Genomic DNA, 19,887 nt, shown 5'->3' with positions numbered 1-19,887 from the left:
ACTACTATAAATGGCAACTATGATAAGGTATATTATATAGTAAAATTGCTTACAAATTAGCACTATCTTTCCATTTCCATAGATACATTGCTGCAAAAGTTCGATATGGTTTCCATTTTTCAGAATGTAAATGCATTAACTTTATTAACTCTTTTCCTTTTTCATCTGTTTTTAGAAGTTTTTGCATCGCTTGTTGGATTCCTAAATCTGCTACAGGAAAAACATCTGGACGCCATAAAGTAAACATTAATAACATTTCAACTGTCCATCTTCCTACTCCTTTTATTTGTGTGAGGTACTTTATTACTTCTTCATTGTTCTTTTGATTGATAAGTTCTATAGATATGTCGTTATTCTGAGAAAATAAAGCTACCTCTCTTATATAAGTCATTTTCTGTTTCGATAATCCTACTGACTTTAGAATTTCGGCATCAGTTTCTAATAAAATAGTTGCATTTGGTGAGACTCCATCAAATAAATCTAGAAAACGTTTATATATGGTGTTTGCAGCTTTTACAGAAAGTTGTTGAGAAACAATAGATTTTATAAGAGCAGTCATAACATTTACTTCACTTTTGACAGTTTCATTCTCAAAGTCTTTAAATGTATTAATTTCTATGTTCTCTAATATAGGAACAAATAAAGGATCTTTAGACAAATGATATTTAGCTTTTTGAAGCATGTTTTTTCTAGTTTGAATACTCTATCTATAATTAAGATGTAACATAACGAAAAAACGCATTTCCTCAAAATAGTAATATGAGAATTGTTGTAAATAATAAAATATGGCTTATTCTGACAAACTCTTAGGGTAAACGCACGAAAGATTTATGAGAAAATCAGTTTTTCTAAGTAGTCTTTATTTAAGCTTGCTTTAAATCTTCTTTTTTTTAGACTTAATTTTTCATCCGAACGCTTTACTTTATTTAAAGCTATTTTTCTTAAAATATTTAGATTCACTTGTGAATGAGCTGTTCTGCTTCTATTTTTATCTTCTTGAAATGTTACATCTAAGTGCCAATGTAGCTGATTTTCTATTCCCCAATGTCCTCTAACCTACTGATTAAAATAAGCTGCCGTATTTATTTTGCTACTTATGTAATATCTTGTTTTGCAGATAGTTATATTTTTTTCTATATGCTCATATTCTATTCTAACAAGTGTTTTTAACCCTTTCCACTTTTCCAAAAAATTAGTTTCTAATAGCTGATCAGCTTTCATAATACTACATTTTCTAATCTCAGTCCTTCCGTGTAGAGTATCTTCTGTTATATCGGTCTGTTCTGGTGCTACTTTTGACCAAACAAATTCATCATTTACTTCTTCAAATAGCTTTTTTTGGTTCTTTTACAAGGCTAAAATATAATCTCCTCCTTTATCTATTATCTGATGCGCTATATTTTCTTGTGTTCCCATAGCATCTATAGTAATCGTACTACCCGTTATATCTATTGAGTTAAGTAGAATAGGTATAGAGGTCTTTTCATTACTTTTTTCTGCTACTTTGGTCTGACCTACACATAATTTATGTTCATTTACCCAAGCACTAACAATATAAAGTCCCTCATTACCTTTACTTTTAGGCGAATAGCCTTTTACTTTTTTACCATCAATACTGATAGGTGTACCTACCAAACTATCAATAAAATCAAAACCATCATTTTTTAAAATTTCTATCAAAACAGAGGGTTCTAAAAGTTGAAAAACCCTGTTGAAAGTATCGTGAGAAGGAATACCGTTAGGAAGTTCTATAAATTGTAAGAGCCATTCAAAGCATTCTTTTCCCAAAGATTCCATATCTTCGAAGTCTTTACCATTAGATATCAAGGCGCAAAGAGCTATAAAAAGTATATCACAAAGTTTATGTAGAACTTTCCAAGGTTGTCTGAAATCTTTATCAGAAAACAAAAAATTAATAGAGTCTTGCATTAAATAGAAAATAAACCAATAAAGATAAATTTTTTTTCGTGCGTTTACCCTAATCTTTAATAGGTGTTTGTACATTTTGTGGAAATCCTGTATAAGCAAAACATAAAAAAATAAGACTACAGAAAATAAATTTCATAATTGGTAAAAAGTTAAAGTTTGAATCGAAAAAACCGTCGTAAAAGCGATTACTTTACCGACGGCTTTATTAAAAAATAAAATGATATTAAAAAACTTAGAAAATTTCGTCTTTCTTTACTCCCATAAATGTCATAACAGGATATTTGCAAGTTATTGTACCTTTTATTGGAACTAGATTTTTTCCTTCATGGGTTTCGGCTGTATTAGGTCCTCCCATTGCATCTATTTCAAATTTTACTTCTTCGTCAGAAAAAGAAAGAACTTTAAGAGTTCCTGTTTTTACTACAATTATTTGCATACCCATTGGATTAGTATCAGTAGCTTTACCAGTAGTTATAATTTGTAGTGTTGGACTGACTTTATCATCTTTTCCAACATCTTCAAAATTAATTACCATTGAGGTTTTAAATTGGTTTTTGTTTCCAGAAATACCAAACTGTAAACCACTTTCTTTTCCATCTTGTGTTTGCATAGATAACATAGTAGCTATCACAACTTTCTCACTTTCCTTACCAGCTCCAGAAGCAATTTGAAAAACAGGTTGATTGATTTTACTATTCAGATGCTTTCCATCTATAGTCAAGTCTAATTGACCTGTAGCTTTTTCTGTATCTGATATATTAGAGGTTTCTACATCTGTTCCTATCATTGCACCCGTAATTTCTTCTGCAATGGTTTCATTGATTTTGTCTTCTACATACTTTTTAGGATTGCAAGAAACGAAAGTAAGAACGAAAAATGATAAAACAGAGTATATTAAAAATTGAGTTTTCATTTGAATATTTTTTAAATTAATAAGTAGTTTATATTTGGTTACTAATTCTGCGAAGTGTCTGTGAAAAAAAGTGAGCTAAAGCAAAGCCTAAGCCCACTTTGATACAAACTACTCTATCAGAAAGAGATAAATTTGGTTTTTTATTTTTACTATGTTAGTTTCCACCTTTTGTAAGTCCAGACATATCCATAACCTTATAGCTACTCATATCAATTGTGGAGTTTTGGTTTTCATTTACCTCTGTAACAGTCATTTTTGTTTTTTCTCCTGTTTTTTTATCTATTGATTCCATTTCCATCGTAAACTCTAATGGAACAGCCATAAGTTGGTTTTTATCTTTTTTATTTTGAATCATCATTCCTGCAAAGGCTTTGAATTGAGATAATTTGACTTGTTTGGTTGTCCAAGAAGTAGCTTTCATATCATTACTTTCCATAATGGTTTCCGAACATGTATAACCCAAAATGTTTTTTGTACGTCCTGTACGAGTAATTTTGACATCTTTCATTGCCTGATCAGGATTTTGTTCTTGTTCTTGTGCCTGCTCATAATTTTCAATATTTGGCATTTTCATCGCAATAGCTTGTTTTTGGTCTTCCATAATTGTTATCATAGCTTGCTGCGAACCATCAACAATTACTTTTGATTCTAAAGATTTGATTTTTCCATCTTTAGTCGATTCCATCACTTCCATTGCCATATAATTAGGGTCAGCAGAGTTGTAGTAGCGTATAAACATATCACCATCTTCTTTTCCATTCTTTTTGTACATCTGCATACGCATCACAAAATTAGAATTGAAATTATAGCTTGATTTTATATCTATTTTTTCTCCATTTCCTCCTCCAAGAAGATTATCCAAAAATCCTGAACCCGTATTATTTTGTGTTTCTGTGGATTGATTCGAATTGTTTTCAGAGTTATTGTCGTTCTTTTCTTCCTCTTTTTTCTTCTTCTTTTTCTTGCGTTTGAAAAGTCCTTCAATGGCATCCAAACCTTCATCAAGTTTATTATCGATTTTGTTATCGATACGATTATTTGTTTTGTTTTTTGCTTTTTCTTTTGTCTTTTCTACTGTTTGGTTTTGAGCCATTGCTTCAAGTGTAGAAAATGAAAAAATAAGACTTAGAATTCCAATTAAAAAATAAGTTTTCATGTTTAGTTTGATTAAATTGATTAGAGTAGTAGTGATTTAAAATAAAAGTGAAAACAATAATTAAACTCAGGTAAGTACTTAGTCAATTAGTGCCTTCACTACTACATACAAAAAACAACGTACAAACTAGCTCATAAAAACTTAAAAAAGTTTTATTTTTTTAGAAATAAGTCTTATTGAAATAAAATTTATTCTAGTCAAATCAATACTTCTCAAAATAAAGTGTATCAAATTCTATAAGTAGACTATCTCTTCGTTGTAAAATCAATTGTTCTAAATTTAATCCTAAAACTTTGAATTTCAAAGTGTCTTCTTTTCTTGAAGGATTAGAATAAGGTAAAAGCAAAATAGAATCTTCAAAAATCCAGTTTCTGTACGTTGTTCCTCCATATTGTGTGGCTTGTCGGAATAAAAAAGCAGTATCTTCTACATTTAATGTTACAGGAAATTTTTTTATAACAGAATCAGCTACTCCACGTTTACCTGTTAGGCGAAAAAGTTTCCAACTTCCTTCAAATTTTTTAGCAAATTCATCTTTCATTTTTTCAGAGTTGTTCTGACACGAAAATAAAAAGAATGATAAAATAGCAAGAAGTAAAAATGATTTTATAGTTTTCATTTCAATAATGATTTTTTGGCAAATAATTTAGGTTTCAAATATCGCAATTTAAAGTTTCCTATTCTATAAAGGAGAATAAACAAAGGCTAAAAGCTCAATAGACAATAATTTATTTTTATCGAAAAAAAATTGTTTCTAAAGAATAAGATTTGTATTTTTTGGAATAAAAAAATGAAGTAACTTTAAGCCAAAATATATAAATACAAATTCAAACACACCTAACCCACACGTTCGATATGACAGATAAAGATAGAGAACATTTAGAACAAGGCGCAAAATTCTATAAGGATGTTGTTGGCTCTCTAAATAACGCTGCAGCACTAACAAAGCACCCAAAAGGATTGCTTGAACAAATTATTGTTCCAAATAGTGTATATGAAATGAGTTTTCCACTTCATTTAGATAATGGAGACTATCAAGTAATTAAGGCTTGGAGAGTTCAGCATTCTCATCACAAACTTCCTGTAAAAGGAGGTATTCGTTTTGCTGAAGCTGTAAACGCAGATGAAGTAAAAGCACTGGCAACACTTATGTCTTTTAAGTGTGCACTCGTAAATGTTCCTTTTGGTGGAGCTAAAGGAGGAGTAAAAATCAATCCTAAAAAATATACTGCTCGCCAATTAGAAACAATTACACGCCGTTATACAACAGAGCTTGTAAAAAAAGAAATGATAGGGCCTTCTATTGACGTTCCTGCACCAGATTACGGAACAGGAGCAAGAGAAATGGCTTGGATTGCAGATACGTATGCACTTCTTCGCCCAGGGATTAATGCCCTTGGTTGTGTAACAGGTAAGCCTCTTTCTATGCACGGAATCCGTGGGCGTACTGAAGCAACAGGTTTAGGAGTAATTTATGGTATTCGTGAAGCAATGAGTATTGCTGAGGATATGAAGGATTTAGGTTTAGAACCTGGATTAGCAGGAAAAACAGTTATCGTACAAGGTTTTGGTAATGTTGGTTATCATGCAGCACTTTATGCACAACAAGAAGGTGCAATCGTAGTCGGAATTGCTGAGTACGAAGGTGGAGTATATAACAAAGATGGTTTTGATGTGGAAGATTTGTTCCGTCATCGTAAAGAAACAGGTTCTCTTATGGGTTACCCAAAAGCACAAGAAGTCAAACCAAGTAATCAACTTATGGAGTTTGAATGTGATATTTTGATTCCTGCTGCATTAGAAAACCAAATCACAGAAGAAAATGCACCAAGAATAAAAGCAAAGGTAATTGGAGAAGGTGCAAATGGTCCTATTACTAGAGAAGCAGAAGCAATTTTATTAGCTAAAGGCAAAATGATTTTGCCTGATTTTTACTTAAATGCTGGTGGTGTTACTGTTTCTTATTTGGAATGGCTAAAAAATCTTTCTCGTGTTTCTTTTGGTAAAATAACTAAACGTTATGACCAAATGGAAAATACTCGTATTGTTCAAGCGATTGAAGCTGCGACAGGAAAAGGAGTTGGTGATGATCTTCGTAAAATGATTATGCGTGGTGCTGATGAGCGTGATTTAGTAAACTCTGCATTAGAGGAAACTATGATTACTTCATACCATCAAGTAAGAGAAACTTTCAAAACCTATAAAGATGTAAAGAGTTTGCGTAACGCAGCCTTTATTACTTCGATTGATAAAATTGCAATTGCTTATATGGAATCAGGAATTTTTCCTTGATTTGACCAAATTAGAAAACAACTTAAACTTTGTTATTCAAAGTATAGAGTTATTTTTTATGAAATTTATAAAAAACCATTTCTTCGCAAGGAGGAATGGTTTTTTGTTTGTTTTTACCTCCAAAAACCAAATTTTATTCACATTTTTTAGAGTTATCCACATTTTGAATAAAGTTATCCACATTGTTAGCCTTATTTTCTCCTTTTTTCTGATTTAACACGTTATTAACATTAGAAATCCAAACTTTATTCGATATTTTTTAGAGTTATTCACATTTTAACAAAAGTTATCCACATTTTGAAATCTATTTTTAGTTTTTTTCACTTGTTATTTTTAAAAACTAATCTTATTTGCAGACTTATCAACATATCCACAATAAAATGTGGATAACTTCTTTGTTTTCAACACTTTCAACTTCTTTTTTCTTGTAAAAACGAAAGTTATTCACTTTTTCCACACTTATACACAATTTGTGTGAATATCTGTGCATAACTCGTCTATCGATTGTGTGTAACTCATGTTAAGAAGTAGTTACTAACAGATGTTGATAACGTTACCAACAGTAAGTTTATGGTTATCAACAGGTTATCCACAATGTGTATAAAAAGTGCTTATCAAATGTTGATACTGTGGATAAACCACATAATAAACTGATTATCAGCAAATTAACAGGTTGATAACTTTTAAAAAAGTGTGGATAACCTCTATTTTTCTGTGGATAACATGTTTATAACTAGACTTATCAACTTATCAACACTATAATAGTAATAGTAGGGGGTTTTTAAAAATAGAATTTCTTATTAATTAGTGTGTGAATAAGTTTTGAAATTGAGAAGAAAAAAATTTTTTTTGAGATGGATTTGAAAATTATTTCACTTTTTATTTCTGATGTAATTGCAGCAACTTGTATTCGAATTTCGTGGAGAAAGGAATAAATGTTATCGAACCTTAAACTTAATTCTATTATGTCCTACAAAATAATTCTGAATATTTTGATTCTATTTTTATGTACAAGTTGTTGTGCTTGTGGAGATGAATGTTGGGAAACGACAGAGGCTTTTTATCTCAGACCCATAGATAAAATAACAGGAGAAAATATTTTAATCAAATATGATACACTTATAGGAGATTTTTATTTAACTGATAGTTTTAATAATAAGGTAAATGCAACAGTAAGAGAAACAACTTGGTATGATAATCCTCCTTATTTAATTGTAGGAGTTGATGAAGAAGGGTATATTACTGATAAGCTATTTAAACTATGGATTAAAGATATGTATATAGGAAGTTTTGTTTTGAAAACCCAAAAAACGAAAGCAAATATCACATCTTGTTGTTCGTATTACAAAATAAATGAGTTGAAATTTATAGAATCTACTATTAGTTTAACTAAACAACCACAAGAAGAAAAACAACCTTTTTACGAAATAAAATTTTAAAAAAGTTCCATTTAAGTCAAATAAAAAGTATATTCAGAATTAATACAAATAAGATGATAATAGATAAATAACTGATAATTATGGAATTAATAAATATATAGTTGGGTTAAGAGGTAGTTAATTTAATCTAAAACCTTCAAAAAAATGGGAAGGAATAAAATTAGCTTTTAATTAAATCCTATCAATCTTAACTACTATTATTATGACTGCTTTATTTACCAAAAATCAGAAAATCCAAAATCAACCTAAATTCAGAACCACAAAAGAAGTTCTTGAAAATCTTTACTTCCAAAAAGCAAAGCACGAAAAACACTTCTTTGATTTTGAAAAGGAATTAGAAGGAATTCAGTTACGTATTTTGGAGATTAGAAATCATCAGAATCATCACAAAGAGAAAATTTTTGCTTTAGACAAAGAAATCCAAAAGCATAACAAGAAGCCAAAGCCAGCAAAACAGAAATACAATTACACTAGCTTTTATGTTTTTGCAGGACTTTTAATCGCTATTTTTATAGCTGCTTTATATTTTATTTTTACACAATTTATTGCAATCTAAATTGTTAATTTTATAAATAATTAAAGCCTTATTCAATCCGTATATTTCGGTTTTGAATAAGGCTTTTTTGATATATAAAAAGTTATCAACAAAATTTAATATTAAATTTTTGGATGCTCTTTGTCTTTACAAATCTAAAATCGTAAATTAATGTTTGTCAGAAATTTGTAACAGAAGGCTATTTTTATTGGGAAAATTTCACTAAAAACAATTTATTGTTCGTTGCTTTTATAAAGACCGATACACAAATCTCTTCCTAACAAAAATATTTTTTCTTCGTTACCAACAAAGTAATCTTTCTTAGATTGAATCTAAATAATTCAGTTCTGAAATAAGATGCGTATTTTTGTACCAAAATCCGATAGCGTATTTTTAAAATGATAACTCATTCAGAATCAGTTAGAAAAATGAGTTTAAAAGAAACTAGAAAATACGTTCTCCATCAAAATTAATTTATTTCAAAAAAATATATATATGTACGTAATCAAGCGAGACGGCAGGAAAGAAGAAGTGATTATGCAAAAAATCACAGCCAGAATTGAAAGGCTTTGTGATAATTTGGATAATCGTTATATAAAACCTCAAGAAATTACTTATAAAGTTTTGGCAGGACTTTATGATAATGTTACTACCGTAGAACTCGACGAACTTGCAGCCGAAACAGCAGCCACTATGGCAACTGTTCATCCAGACTATGCGATTTTAGCTTCAAGAATTGCTATTTCAAATCTTCATAAAGAAACTAAAGATGCTTTTTCAGAAACGATTGAAGAGCTTTATAATTATGTAAACCCAAAGACAAATGAGCCAGCAGGTCTTATTTCTGATGAGGTTGTACAAGTAGTTCGTAAATATGCACATGTTTTGAATCAAGCTATTGATTATGGTAGAGATTATGAGTATGACTACTTTGGCTTCAAAACTTTAGAACGTTCATACCTTTTGCGTCTTGATGGTAAAGTAACTGAGCGTCCTCAGCAAATGATTATGCGTGTCTCTGTAGGCATTCATGGGGCTGATATTGATGCAGCTATCAAAACATATCATTTGATGGCTGAGCGTTGGTTTACACACGCTACACCAACACTTTTTAATGCAGGAACTCCAAAACCTCAGATGTCTTCTTGTTTCTTATTAGAAATACAAGGTGATAGTGTAGATGGAATTTATGACACATTAAAGCAGTGTGCTAAAATTTCTCAATCGGCTGGTGGAATTGGTGTAAGTGTTCATAATGTACGTGCGACAGGTTCATATATTCGTGGTACAAATGGCTATTCAAACGGAATTGTTCCGATGTTGAAAGTATTCAACGATACAGCTCGTTATATTGACCAAGGAGGAAACAAACGCAAAGGAGCTTTTGCTGTTTATTTAGAACCTTGGCATGCTGATATTTTTGAGTTTTTAGATTTGAAGAAAAATCATGGTAAAGAAGAAGCTAGAGCAAGAGATTTGTTTTATGCTTTATGGATTTCAGATTTATTTATGCAACGTGTACAGGATGATGGCGAATGGTCGCTTTTCTGTCCGAATGAAGCACGAGGTTTAGCAGATTGTTATGGAAAAGAATTTGAAGATTTATATACAAAATATGAATTAGAAGGAAAAGCTCGTAAAACAATCAGAGCGCAAGAACTTTGGTTTGCTATTTTAGAAGCACAAATTGAAACGGGAACTCCGTATATGCTTTATAAAGACCACGCAAATAATAAGTCAAATCAAAAGAATTTGGGTACAATCAAATCTTCAAATCTTTGTACTGAAATTATGGAATATACTGCACCTGATGAAGTGGCAGTTTGTAATTTGGCTTCTATTGCTCTTCCAAAATTCGTTATCGAAAATAAAGAAGGCAAATTAGAATTCAATCATGAAATACTTTATGATGTAACCTATCAAGCAACTGTCAATTTGAACAGAATTATTGATAGAAATTATTATCCAATCGAAGAAGCTCGTAAATCAAACATGCGTCACCGTCCAATCGGATTGGGTGTACAAGGTTTGGCTGATGCGTTTATTTTACTTCGTATGCCTTTTGAGTCGGAAGAAGCTGCAAAATTGAATAAAGAAATATTTGAAACCATTTATTTTGCTGCCATGACTGCTTCTAAAGATTTAGCTATCACAGAAGGAGCTTATGAAACTTTTGAAGGTTCGCCATTATCAAAAGGACAATTCCAATTTGATTTATGGAATGTAGATGAAGATTATCATAATGGACGTTGGAACTGGGAAGAATTGCGTGGCGAAGTAGTAAAACATGGAACTAGAAACTCGCTTTTACTTGCACCAATGCCAACAGCTTCTACTTCTCAGATTTTGGGAAATAACGAATGTTTTGAACCTTATACATCTAATATTTATGTTCGTCGTGTGCTTTCTGGGGAATTTGTTGTGGTAAACAAACATCTTTTGAAAGATTTGATTGAAATTGATATGTGGGATGATGAAATGAAAAATGAACTTATTTCTGCAAATGGTTCGGTTCAGAGTATCAAGCGTATTCCTCAAGAATTAAAAGATATTTACAAAACGGTTTGGGAAATTAGTCAGCGTACAATTATTGACATGTCGGCTGATAGAGGAGCTTATATTTGTCAGAGTCAGAGTTTGAATGTTCATATTCAAAATCCTACTTTCGGAAAATTGACTTCTATGCACTTCCACGCTTGGAAACGAGGTTTGAAAACAGGTATGTATTACCTTCGTACAAAAGCTGCTGCTGATGCAATTAAGTTTACAGTAGATAAAGATGCTTTAGAAATAAACAAAGGTGCAAGTGCAACAAAAGCAAAGGCTGAAAAAATAGTTGCTCAAAGCAACGAAGAAATGTTAGAAATGGCTGGAGCTGGAGATATGGAAGAACAATCAAATCTTGCACTCGCTAGAATCCATAAACGCCAAAACGGACAAGCACAAGAAGAACAATTAAAAGACGGACTAGGAGGAGCAGCTTGTTCACTAGACGACGAAGATTGTTTGGTTTGTGGAAGTTAAATAATAATGTCGTCGGTGGAGACACCGACAACGGCAAGTTATATTTTGAAACCACCTAAAAATTAGTTTTTAGGTGGTTTTTTAGTTTACAAATTTGAATGTTTTATTTCTTAGGAATACTATTTTCTAGCTCTGTTTTTTGTGATAAAATAGAAAGGTTTATTAATCCTCCAACTACTAATATTGCTCCTGCTACAAAAGGAAAACCTGCTCCCACTAAATCTGCAATATTAGCAGACCATAAATACGGAAGACAAAATAACATTCCAAAAATTCCTGCTGCAATTATAGCAAAACTTCCATATTGGCTAATTTCTCTTACTGTCCATTTTTTCATACTATATACTTTTTGTGTTTTTGGATTAAATAAACTTTGACGAAGCTCATCGATTTGTTTATCTGCAAACTCATCAATCCTCCATTCTTTGATTGGTATTGCTTGCTGACCTTTTCTAAGATCTTGTAAAAATATATTCCATTTGTTAGGTAAAAGAATGACACCATAAAGAAATATCAGAATACTAACCAAAGACCAGTTACCATTACCTATCATAAATGCTTGCATTCGTATTTCATCTAATGGAGTCATTTTAAAACCCAAAAGAGAGTGTTTTAAGTCATGACTTTCAAAATTAGGTACTAAATTTAGATTATTCTCTTTCAAATTTTTAGCAATTTCTTTTCCTAAAGTTCCTTGTTCTAGTTTTTCTAGTTCTGCGATTTTAGACTTTAGTTTTTCTGTATCACATATTTTTTCTATTATCCAAACAGACAAATAAAATGACTTTTTAATAATTTTTTCTGAAATGCTATATTTTTTCATTTTTAGATTAATTGATTGAAAAATAAATATACAAAAAACCACTTAAAAAATCATTTTCTGATTCTCTAAGTGGTTTTTTTTAAGTAAGCTCTTTAGATTAGTTTTGACGCTAAATAAACTAGAATTATCCTCTTGTAAAGAACGACTCTACAAATTCTTTTTTATTGAAAATCTGTAAATCTTCTACTTTTTCACCTACACCAATATATTTTACAGGAATTTTGAATTGATCAGAAATTCCAATTACTACGCCTCCTTTTGCTGTTCCGTCTAATTTTGTGATAGCTAAAGAACTAACTTCGGTAGCTCTTGTAAATTCCTTTGCTTGCATAAATGCGTTTTGTCCTGTGCTTCCATCCAAAACTAACATTACTTCATGTGGTGCATCTGGAATGTGTTTTTTGATTACTTTATGTACTTTTGTTAGCTCATTCATCAAGTTTACCTTTGTTTGCAAACGTCCTGCTGTGTCTATGATTACGATGTCTGCACCTTGTCTAATTCCTTCTTCTACCGTTTCGTAAGCGACAGTTGCAGGGTGGACATTCATTCCCTTTGAAATAACAGGAACATCTACTCTGCGTCCCCATTCAATAAGCTGATCAACGGCAGCAGCACGGAATGTATCAGCAGCACCTAACAATACTTTTTTACCAGATGCTTTGTATTTAGCAGCTAGTTTTCCAATTGTTGTAGTTTTTCCTACACCATTTACTCCAACAACTAATAAAACATAAGGTTTTATATTACTTGGAAGGTCATAATTTTCAACATCAGAAGAATTATTTTCAGCTAAAAGTGCAGCTATTTCTTCTCTTAATATTCTATCAAGTTCTGATGTAGTGGTATATTTGTCTTCTGCAACACGCTTTTCGATACGATTGATAATCTTTACAGTTGTATCGACACCTACATCTGAAGCAACCAAAATATTTTCTAGTTCATCTAAAACGTCGTCATCGACCTTTGATTTGCCTGCAATGGCTTTTCCAATTTTATCAAAAAAGTTAGTTTTTGATTTTTCAAGACCTTTGTCTAGCGTTTGTTTTTGTTCTTTAGTAAAAAATTTCTTGAAAATAGACATACTGTTGTTCGAAAATAGGTGGAGAAGAGAAGTAACTTTGAAAACTTAAACCATAAGAGCTTAAAGTTTTAGATTGTTTGAAATGCAAAAATACAGATTTGTATTCAGACTTTAGGTATTCTTAACTTAGTATTTTTTGTTTACTAGTTTAAAATACAGATGCTTGAAGTAGTAAATGAAAAAAAGTCCCTAAAAACATTACTGTAATGGGACTTTTTAGTCTTTTGCTTTGAGAAATACCATTTGTAAGAACTATTGAAGTATTAATAAACTTAAATGCTATTTTATTTATAAAAAATAAAATTTAGCTTTTACGGTTCAATACTTCTTGTACCATTTGTTCAGGAACGATTTCTTCCTTAAATGTATAAGCTCCAGTTTTTTCCGAACGGATAGTACGGATTACTTTAGCATATTTTTGAGTACCTTCTTTTTTTAGGGTTGCTACTACTTTCTTAGCCATAATAGTTAAACTTAAATGAGTGAGAATACTAAATAGTCTGACTATCTAATATGATTAAAATCTAATTTGAATGAAAGATAAGATAATAAAAAATTACTTAATCTCTCTGTGCATTGTATGTTTTTTAAGGATTGGATTGTATTTTTTCAACTCCAAACGCTCAGTTACATTTTTGCGATTTTTTGTAGTGATGTAACGAGAAGTACCTGGAACGCCAGATGTTTTGTGTTCCATACATTCCAAAATCACTTGTACTCGGTTGCCTTTCTTAGCCATGATAATAATAAAATTAACTTCTGAGTTTTATAAAAATAAAATTTCAAAAGTAGAGATGTAAAGTTATATTCTAATTAAGATGCTTAAAAATAAGTAAGAATTACAATTGTATCAGACTTATAAAAATCTATTTGCGATTGTTTACCTTATTAAATTTTTATTTTTTAATTAATATATTAAAAAATATAAGCAAATCAAATTGTTAAGCCTATGCTTCTTGAGCAGGCTTTAAAAAACTTTTGTGCAAATGTCCTTTTGCTACTGCTTTACGCATTGTAGGAAGGATACCGTTTTTACTAATAGTACGGATTGCAGAAGTAGAAACTTTCAAAGTAACGAAACGATCTTCTTCAGCAATATAAAAACGTTTTTTCTGCAAGTTTGGATAAAAACAACGTTTAGTTTTGTTGTTTGCATGAGAAACATTGTTTCCTGTCTGCGTTTTTTTGCCAGTGATATCACACACTCGTGCCATAATGAATAAAATTTATAGTAAAACAAAAGTTTATATATATGATAAATTGCTTTTGTTTCTCTAAGTTGTAAATATAAATGAAATACGAGTTGTATTTTTAAATTTTAATTTAAAAGAAGTAAATATTTTTTTGAAAACGAATGCAAAATGAACTAAGACAAAAATTATTTTTTCAGAAGTTGCATCATTTCTAAAAGCATTTCTTGCCTACTTTTTTATTTAATAATCTCTAAAAAGAATTTTAAATAAAAATATAATTTGCTGAGAAGGCTCATTTTCAACCTTTTACTCTTTTGAATAGAATTGCAAAGGTAAACCCTTTTTTTGTGAATTGCAATTATTAAAATAAAAAAGATGATAAACAAAATTAATTCTAGTTTTTTGCTTTGTTAGAATTTATTATCTTTAGAATCAGTTGAACTTCACTTGCAGTGCTTTAAAAATATCCTATTAATTTTTTATAAATTTTATGAAATGCTTCTCAATATTCCCCCTATCCTAACAGATGTAGTTGTTATTTTGGCTTTAGCCATTCCTGTTATTTTACTTCTATATAAAATGCGCTTGCCAAGTATTGTAGGTTTTTTGGTAACAGGTGTTATTGCAGGTCCTTATGTTTTGAAACTGGTTACAAGTCAAGAACACATTGATATTTTAGCAGAAATTGGAGTTATTTTACTTCTTTTTACTATTGGAATGGAGTTTTCTCTACCCAATCTTTTGCGTATTAGGAAGGCTGTTTTTTTAGCTGGCTCTCTTCAACTTGTTCTTACAACAGTTGTTTTTGGTGCAATTACCTATTTTGGAACGTATGACTACTTGCCAATTGCTATTTTTTACGGTTTTCTTTCTACACTGAGTAGTACAGCAATTGTTTTGAAACTCTTGCAAATGCGTGGGGAAATGGGAAGTCCACATGGTCAGATTATTCTTGCTATCTTGATTTTTCAAGATATTGCTGTTGTACCAATGATGCTCATGATGCCTATTTTAGCAGGACAAGCAGATAATGTACTACAAGAAGTATTTCTGATGATTGCCAAAACAGCTGGTGTACTTGCATTTTTAGTTTTGGTTTCAAAGTTTGTCTTAAAACCTTTTCTTAATTTGGTTGTCATGACCAAGAGTAAAGAGCTTTTTATTTCTACTATTGTCGTAATTTGTTTTTCGGTGGCTTATCTTACTTCTTTGGCTGGTCTGTCACTTGCTTTGGGTGCTTTTTTGGCTGGATTAGTAATGTCGGAGTCAGAATATTCACACGATGCAACAGGTTATATTTTGCCTTTTAAAGAGATTTTTACAAGTATCTTCTTTATTTCTATTGGAATGTTGATGGATATTAATTTCTTATGGCACAATCTTATAGAAATTCTTTTACTTACACTAATGAGTATTGCTATTCAGGCTTTTTTAGCTTTCTGGGCTGCTAAATCTTTGAAAGTAACAGCTAAAACGGCTATGCTTGTTGGTCTTTCTATTTGTCAGATAGGAGAATTTGCATTTGTTCTTGCAAAGTCTGGAACAGAAATCGGATTGATGCCTATTGAACTGTATCAGTATTTTCTTTCTACTTCTGTTTTGACAATGGCATTTGCACCTATTTTGATATTAAACTCTAAACCAATCTCTCATTTCTTGATTTATAAATTACCCAAACCAAAAATAATAAACCGTTGGGCTACAAAAAGAGTAAAGCTACCTGAATTTTTACAAGAGTTTAAAGATAAAAACTTAGAAGACCATATTATAATAATAGGTTTTGGCTACAATGGAAAAACAATCGCAAAAGCTGCTAAACTATCAAATATTCCATTTATAGTCATTGAAACTGACCCTAAAAAAGTAAAAAAAGATAGCTTATATAGAAAAAATATTTTATTTGGAGATGCAATGAATGAAGAAGTTCAGCATCAGGTTCGTTTTGAAAAAGCTCGTATTGTCGTAATTACTCTGACTGATTTAGAAATTACTAAGGTACTTACTCATAAAATAAAATATCTTAATCCAGAAGTAGGTGTTTTGGTAAGAAATAAACGTGCTAAAGATGTTGCAGCCATTGAAAAAGCAGGGGCTGATGTTATCGTAACTGATGAACTAGAAACTAATTTGGAGCTTTTTACACAAGCCTTACAGTATTATTACTTACCACAACGAGAAGTGTATGCTTTAATTTCAAAAATCAAAGAAGACCTTATTGATGAATGATAATTTAGTGATAACTTATTAAGGGTTAATGTTAAGTTGAATTTCAATTGTCAAATAAAATTTTATCAAAAATTTCGTTTTTATATATAAATTTTTCTATTAAAATGCTCAAAAAAAACTCATCCTTTTTATCAATTCTTTGTATTCTTTCTATAGGTTTTTTCAATCTATTTCTACTTTCTTCATGTGAATCAGGTTCGAAAGAGTTTATTTCTCAATCAGACAATGAAAAAACATATACAGATGCAGATGTAAACTATATAAAAGAACTCAACTCAAAGAGTTTGATAAAACTTACTAATGCAAAAAATAAAAATTCGCTTAGTTCAAACACTTTTCCTCCCCAAGAACTCAAAGATTCTTTAGCTTTTGGACAGCTTTTATACGTTCCTGTTTATTCAGAAATTTATAGCATCGGACACCATAGAACAGAGCGACTTTCTTCTACACTAAGCATCAGAAATGTAAATCTTGATGGCGAATTTTATATTACTCGTTTGGAATATTACGATACAGAAGGAAATATTTTGAAGGAAATAAAAGCCTCCGAACTGCCTATAAAAGTAAATAGTTTGGAAACAAAAAATCACGTTATTGCGCTTTATGATGATAGAGGAGGCGTAGGAGCAAATTTTATTTTAGAATGGAGAAGTAGTAAGCCGATTGTTGCGCCTATGGTAGAATCGATTATGATTAGTACAGAGTCTAATTGGGGGCTTTCTTTTACGGCTACCTCAAGAACAATAGAAAATTATGGTAGAATACTTCGACCTTATTAATTGTAGAAATGCATTTATCTGTATTCAAAATCCTGTAAACCCTACTAATCCTTAACAAAAATCATTTATAAGTATTTTGTATTATAGATTAAAATGAAAAAACAAATAGTAAAGAAAAATGAAATTCTTCAATTAGGAATAACTGGAGGAATAGGAACAGGAAAAAGCACTGTTTGTAAAATCTTCGAAACGCTAGGAATAGCTGTTTATGATGCTGACAGCCGTGCAAAATCAGTAATGATAACTGATAATATCTTAAAACAAGAACTCAAAGAAGCCTTTGGAGAAGAAGTTTATTTAAGCGAAAATGAAATTAATAGAGATTTTTTAGTAAAAACAGTTTTTTCAAATCAACCAGATAATAGTAATGATAATTCGAAAGTAGAAATCCTTAATTCTATTGTACATCCAGCTGTAGGAAGAGATTATCAGACTTGGTACAACGAAAACAAAGATAAAAGTCCATATCTTTTGAAAGAAGCAGCTCTGATGTTTGAGTCAGATTCATACAAGGTTTTGGATGCTATTATTGTAGTTCATGCACCATTGGAAGAACGTATAAAACGAGTTTTGAAAAGAGATTCCCACCGAACAGAAGAACAAGTAAAAGATATTATTTCCAAACAACTTCCCGAAAGTGAAAAACTAAAGCGTGCCGATTTTGTAATTTATAATGATGCTTCTCATCCTTTGATTAAGCAGGTTTTGGAGCTTCATGAAAAATTTCAATCCTTATTATAGATATTATATTTCTTAGCTAAACTTCTTAGTTCCTTATTATTTTTCCATTTCTCTGTACCAATCATTGATTTGATAAGAAAAATTAAGCCTTCTTCTATACTTTCTGCTTTACCAGTAATCCAAGCATCTTTCCAAGGACTTTTTTCAATAGGTAACTTGTAGTGGAAATGATAATTCTCTAGAAATGGAGAAGCATTAATAGTAATAAATTCTTCTAATCGCTCAGAATCTTTCGCTTGAATACACATTCTATAATGTGATGTAAAAACAAATAACTCTGTTTCAGTAAAGTTTTTATTGATAAACTCTATTAACTTGAGCATCTCTTTTCCTAACCTTACAAGAGCCATTCCTACATCTTCATTCGCATAAAACTCTTCAATAGTTGTTGTCTCAGATTGATATTTACTTCTTATTATAGGCATTTGAATTATTTTGTTTTTAGTAATTCAACTTTTGGAGAACGCAAAACAATCGTATTTCCTTCTTTGAAAGCTCTAAATTCTGCCAAACCTTCTTTGGGTTTATGAAAACTCATTTCGTTAGTAGCTTCAAAATGAGAAAGCATATAGGAAAGTCGTTTGTTTTCTGAATAAGTATATCTTTTTTTTGTACCCTCCAAAAAAATCTTGACTGTAATTATTTTATTATTGATACTTCCTGTGTATTCTCCTATTAGCTCTTGAAAGGGAATTGATTCAATTTTTGAAGGAGTAGCTGTGATTTCTGAAATTGCTGTTTCATTTTCTGGAGTATAAGATGAATTTGATTTTTTTCCTAAATTAAAAACAAAAATTCCTCCTGCTATCAATAAAGTAATCACCACAATACCAACCAATGCATACAAATAATTATTTCTAGATTCTACTAGAACTGGATTTTCTGTTGTGTTATTAACTCTTCCTGTATTTCTAGGACTTCTTTCTTGGGGTCTATCAAACATTACTCTTCTTCTTTCTTAAATTGTATTTTGGCTTTTTGTTCTATTTTCCAATATTCGCCTTCTTTTATTAGATTTCCTTTTTCTACCGTTTCGACGGCATTATCTTCAAAAGATGGAGAGCCGATAACTTCAAAAGCAAAAACAAAACCAGACAGAGAACGATAAAAAGAGTTGAAAAAATTTGTCTTCATTTCCTTATATGTTTCTAAAGTTGCTTCGGTACTAGAAATCTGATTAATGACAAAAATACTATTACTGACAGGTTTTTCTCTGCCTTGTTTTAAAAGTTTCTCGTCGTCTTGTTCCTCTACATCTCTTATTGAAAGATAACTCGTAATTGGAAAAGTTGTTATTTGTGTAGGTACTGATATATTTTGATTCTGAGTTTGTGGTTTTGTTTGTGCTGTATTTTCTACTTCATTAGTCTGTAATTGTTGATTGATAATAGCTTGATTTTTTCTAATCGGTACAGGTTGTTGATTTACTGGTGGTGTATATTCTTTGGGTTCTATTTTCTGTCCTGTAATTCTATACATCAAATTCAGAATAGCTCCTTCATTCTTTATTCCATTATCAAGTGTTTTATAATAGTTATTTGCTCTTTGTATTTTTTCTTCTGCACTTATTTTTTGTCCTAAAATAGTTTGTAGTTCGTACATCGCTACACCCAATTTACGAAGGCGTAATTGTTCTTTAAATTTTGCGATTTCTTTATCGTCCATGAGATTTATCTTTTTTGATTGAGTTAGAATTATTATAAAAACAGGGTTAAAACCCTGTTCAATTAATAAAACCAAAATTTTGTATGAA

20 protein-coding genes are annotated in these 19,887 nt (G+C 30.7%); 7 read left to right on the top strand and 13 right to left on the bottom strand.

Annotated elements, in window-relative coordinates; genetic code table 11:
* Positions 1–49: 49 nt before the first annotated feature.
* The 5 genes from V9L04_RS08820 to V9L04_RS08800 form a co-directional block, all read right to left on the bottom strand.
* Positions 50–682 carry a DNA-3-methyladenine glycosylase 2 family protein gene (locus V9L04_RS08820; protein WP_338793729.1) on the bottom strand — a complete coding sequence of 211 codons (633 nt, stop codon included), beginning with the start codon at positions 680–682 and terminating at the stop codon, positions 50–52.
* A 665-nt stretch (positions 683–1,347) separates the two neighbouring features.
* The gene (locus V9L04_RS08815) at positions 1,348–1,929 is read right to left on the bottom strand and encodes an ISAs1 family transposase (protein ID WP_338793728.1); all 582 of its coding nucleotides are present in this window, start codon (positions 1,927–1,929) and stop codon (positions 1,348–1,350) included.
* A 232-nt stretch (positions 1,930–2,161) separates the two neighbouring features.
* On the bottom strand, positions 2,162–2,842 hold the full coding sequence (locus V9L04_RS08810) for a hypothetical protein (protein ID WP_338793727.1): 681 nt from the start codon (positions 2,840–2,842) through the stop codon (positions 2,162–2,164).
* 154 nt (positions 2,843–2,996) lie between these two features.
* Positions 2,997–3,998 (bottom strand): hypothetical protein, encoded by a 1,002-nt coding sequence (locus tag V9L04_RS08805; protein WP_338793726.1) that lies wholly within the window; start codon positions 3,996–3,998, stop codon positions 2,997–2,999.
* A gap of 202 nt (positions 3,999–4,200) precedes the next feature.
* Positions 4,201–4,617, bottom strand: coding sequence for a hypothetical protein (locus tag V9L04_RS08800; protein ID WP_338793725.1), 417 nt, complete (start codon positions 4,615–4,617; stop codon positions 4,201–4,203).
* A gap of 236 nt (positions 4,618–4,853) precedes the next feature.
* On the opposite strand from V9L04_RS08800, the gene V9L04_RS08795 reads away from it, so the two are divergent.
* From V9L04_RS08795 to V9L04_RS08780, 4 genes are all read left to right on the top strand, one after another.
* Positions 4,854–6,290, top strand: a complete 1,437-nt coding sequence (locus tag V9L04_RS08795) for a Glu/Leu/Phe/Val dehydrogenase (RefSeq protein ID WP_338793724.1) — start codon at positions 4,854–4,856, stop codon at positions 6,288–6,290.
* Positions 6,291–7,255: 965 nt separating this feature from the next.
* Entirely contained in the window at positions 7,256–7,729 is a 474-nt protein-coding gene (locus tag V9L04_RS08790; RefSeq protein ID WP_338793723.1) for a hypothetical protein, read from the top strand.
* 202 nt (positions 7,730–7,931) lie between these two features.
* Positions 7,932–8,285, top strand: a complete 354-nt coding sequence (locus V9L04_RS08785) for a hypothetical protein (protein ID WP_338793722.1) — start codon at positions 7,932–7,934, stop codon at positions 8,283–8,285.
* A gap of 474 nt (positions 8,286–8,759) precedes the next feature.
* Positions 8,760–11,288: a ribonucleoside-diphosphate reductase subunit alpha gene (locus V9L04_RS08780; RefSeq protein ID WP_338793721.1), complete on the top strand. Its 2,529-nt coding sequence runs from the start codon at positions 8,760–8,762 to the stop codon at positions 11,286–11,288.
* 103 nt (positions 11,289–11,391) lie between these two features.
* Here the strand turns inward: V9L04_RS08780 and V9L04_RS08775 are convergent, their stop codons facing one another.
* The 5 genes from V9L04_RS08775 to rpmB all read right to left on the bottom strand — a co-directional run bounded on the left by V9L04_RS08775 (position 11,392) and on the right by rpmB (position 14,409).
* The gene (locus tag V9L04_RS08775; protein WP_338793720.1) at positions 11,392–12,111 is read right to left on the bottom strand and encodes a hypothetical protein; all 720 of its coding nucleotides are present in this window, start codon (positions 12,109–12,111) and stop codon (positions 11,392–11,394) included.
* 124 nt (positions 12,112–12,235) lie between these two features.
* Positions 12,236–13,195 carry a signal recognition particle-docking protein FtsY gene (ftsY, locus tag V9L04_RS08770; RefSeq protein ID WP_338793719.1) on the bottom strand — a complete coding sequence of 320 codons (960 nt, stop codon included), beginning with the start codon at positions 13,193–13,195 and terminating at the stop codon, positions 12,236–12,238.
* A gap of 304 nt (positions 13,196–13,499) precedes the next feature.
* Positions 13,500–13,658: a DUF4295 domain-containing protein gene (locus tag V9L04_RS08765; protein ID WP_338793718.1), complete on the bottom strand. Its 159-nt coding sequence runs from the start codon at positions 13,656–13,658 to the stop codon at positions 13,500–13,502.
* A 93-nt stretch (positions 13,659–13,751) separates the two neighbouring features.
* Entirely contained in the window at positions 13,752–13,934 is a 183-nt protein-coding gene (gene rpmG, locus V9L04_RS08760) for a 50S ribosomal protein L33 (RefSeq protein ID WP_338760108.1), read from the bottom strand.
* Positions 13,935–14,142: 208 nt separating this feature from the next.
* On the bottom strand, positions 14,143–14,409 hold the full coding sequence (gene rpmB / locus V9L04_RS08755) for a 50S ribosomal protein L28 (RefSeq protein WP_338793717.1): 267 nt from the start codon (positions 14,407–14,409) through the stop codon (positions 14,143–14,145).
* Positions 14,410–14,883: 474 nt separating this feature from the next.
* Here rpmB and V9L04_RS08750 point away from each other — a divergent pair, with 474 nt between their 5' ends.
* From V9L04_RS08750 to coaE, 3 genes are all read left to right on the top strand, one after another.
* Entirely contained in the window at positions 14,884–16,614 is a 1,731-nt protein-coding gene (locus tag V9L04_RS08750; protein WP_338793716.1) for a cation:proton antiporter, read from the top strand.
* Between the two features lie 104 nt (positions 16,615–16,718).
* Positions 16,719–17,393: a DUF3124 domain-containing protein gene (locus V9L04_RS08745; RefSeq protein WP_338793715.1), complete on the top strand. Its 675-nt coding sequence runs from the start codon at positions 16,719–16,721 to the stop codon at positions 17,391–17,393.
* Positions 17,394–17,486: 93 nt separating this feature from the next.
* A complete protein-coding gene (coaE, locus tag V9L04_RS08740) occupies positions 17,487–18,134 on the top strand; it encodes a dephospho-CoA kinase (protein WP_338793714.1) in 648 nt (215 codons plus the stop codon).
* Here the strand turns inward: coaE and V9L04_RS08735 are convergent.
* From V9L04_RS08735 to V9L04_RS08725, 3 genes are read right to left on the bottom strand one after another with little or no spacing between them, the layout of a single operon-like run.
* Positions 18,119–18,559: a hypothetical protein gene (locus V9L04_RS08735; protein WP_338793713.1), complete on the bottom strand. Its 441-nt coding sequence runs from the start codon at positions 18,557–18,559 to the stop codon at positions 18,119–18,121. The two genes, coaE and V9L04_RS08735, sit on opposite strands and share 16 nt — an antisense overlap.
* A 5-nt stretch (positions 18,560–18,564) precedes the next feature.
* Positions 18,565–19,077 (bottom strand): hypothetical protein, encoded by a 513-nt coding sequence (locus V9L04_RS08730; protein WP_338793712.1) that lies wholly within the window; start codon positions 19,075–19,077, stop codon positions 18,565–18,567.
* A complete protein-coding gene (locus V9L04_RS08725; protein WP_338793711.1) occupies positions 19,077–19,799 on the bottom strand; it encodes a hypothetical protein in 723 nt (240 codons plus the stop codon). The genes V9L04_RS08730 and V9L04_RS08725 overlap by 1 nt, the downstream gene beginning before the upstream one ends.
* Between the last annotated feature and the right edge of the window lie 88 nt (positions 19,800–19,887).

The sequence above is a fragment of the Bernardetia sp. MNP-M8 genome (genome assembly GCF_037126285.1).
Classification (GTDB): domain Bacteria; phylum Bacteroidota; class Bacteroidia; order Cytophagales; family Bernardetiaceae; genus Bernardetia.
This window is presented reverse-complemented; position numbering and strand designations above follow the sequence as displayed.

What these genes read in the sequence shown, in the direction of transcription:
- V9L04_RS08820 (WP_338793729.1), bottom strand. Translation starts at nt 682, where the DNA reads ATGCTTCAAAAAGCTAAATATCATTTGTCTAAAGATCCTTTATTTGTT.
- V9L04_RS08815 (WP_338793728.1), bottom strand. Translation starts at nt 1,929, where the DNA reads ATGCAAGACTCTATTAATTTTTTGTTTTCTGATAAAGATTTCAGACAA.
- V9L04_RS08810 (WP_338793727.1), bottom strand. Translation starts at nt 2,842, where the DNA reads ATGAAAACTCAATTTTTAATATACTCTGTTTTATCATTTTTCGTTCTT.
- V9L04_RS08805 (WP_338793726.1), bottom strand. Translation starts at nt 3,998, where the DNA reads ATGAAAACTTATTTTTTAATTGGAATTCTAAGTCTTATTTTTTCATTT.
- V9L04_RS08800 (WP_338793725.1), bottom strand. Translation starts at nt 4,617, where the DNA reads ATGAAAACTATAAAATCATTTTTACTTCTTGCTATTTTATCATTCTTT.
- V9L04_RS08795 (WP_338793724.1), top strand. Translation starts at nt 4,854, where the DNA reads ATGACAGATAAAGATAGAGAACATTTAGAACAAGGCGCAAAATTCTAT.
- V9L04_RS08790 (WP_338793723.1), top strand. Translation starts at nt 7,256, where the DNA reads ATGTCCTACAAAATAATTCTGAATATTTTGATTCTATTTTTATGTACA.
- V9L04_RS08785 (WP_338793722.1), top strand. Translation starts at nt 7,932, where the DNA reads ATGACTGCTTTATTTACCAAAAATCAGAAAATCCAAAATCAACCTAAA.
- V9L04_RS08780 (WP_338793721.1), top strand. Translation starts at nt 8,760, where the DNA reads ATGTACGTAATCAAGCGAGACGGCAGGAAAGAAGAAGTGATTATGCAA.
- V9L04_RS08775 (WP_338793720.1), bottom strand. Translation starts at nt 12,111, where the DNA reads ATGAAAAAATATAGCATTTCAGAAAAAATTATTAAAAAGTCATTTTAT.
- ftsY (WP_338793719.1), bottom strand. Translation starts at nt 13,195, where the DNA reads ATGTCTATTTTCAAGAAATTTTTTACTAAAGAACAAAAACAAACGCTA.
- V9L04_RS08765 (WP_338793718.1), bottom strand. Translation starts at nt 13,658, where the DNA reads ATGGCTAAGAAAGTAGTAGCAACCCTAAAAAAAGAAGGTACTCAAAAA.
- rpmG (WP_338760108.1), bottom strand. Translation starts at nt 13,934, where the DNA reads ATGGCTAAGAAAGGCAACCGAGTACAAGTGATTTTGGAATGTATGGAA.
- rpmB (WP_338793717.1), bottom strand. Translation starts at nt 14,409, where the DNA reads ATGGCACGAGTGTGTGATATCACTGGCAAAAAAACGCAGACAGGAAAC.
- V9L04_RS08750 (WP_338793716.1), top strand. Translation starts at nt 14,884, where the DNA reads ATGCTTCTCAATATTCCCCCTATCCTAACAGATGTAGTTGTTATTTTG.
- V9L04_RS08745 (WP_338793715.1), top strand. Translation starts at nt 16,719, where the DNA reads ATGCTCAAAAAAAACTCATCCTTTTTATCAATTCTTTGTATTCTTTCT.
- coaE (WP_338793714.1), top strand. Translation starts at nt 17,487, where the DNA reads ATGAAAAAACAAATAGTAAAGAAAAATGAAATTCTTCAATTAGGAATA.
- V9L04_RS08735 (WP_338793713.1), bottom strand. Translation starts at nt 18,559, where the DNA reads ATGCCTATAATAAGAAGTAAATATCAATCTGAGACAACAACTATTGAA.
- V9L04_RS08730 (WP_338793712.1), bottom strand. Translation starts at nt 19,077, where the DNA reads ATGTTTGATAGACCCCAAGAAAGAAGTCCTAGAAATACAGGAAGAGTT.
- V9L04_RS08725 (WP_338793711.1), bottom strand. Translation starts at nt 19,799, where the DNA reads ATGGACGATAAAGAAATCGCAAAATTTAAAGAACAATTACGCCTTCGT.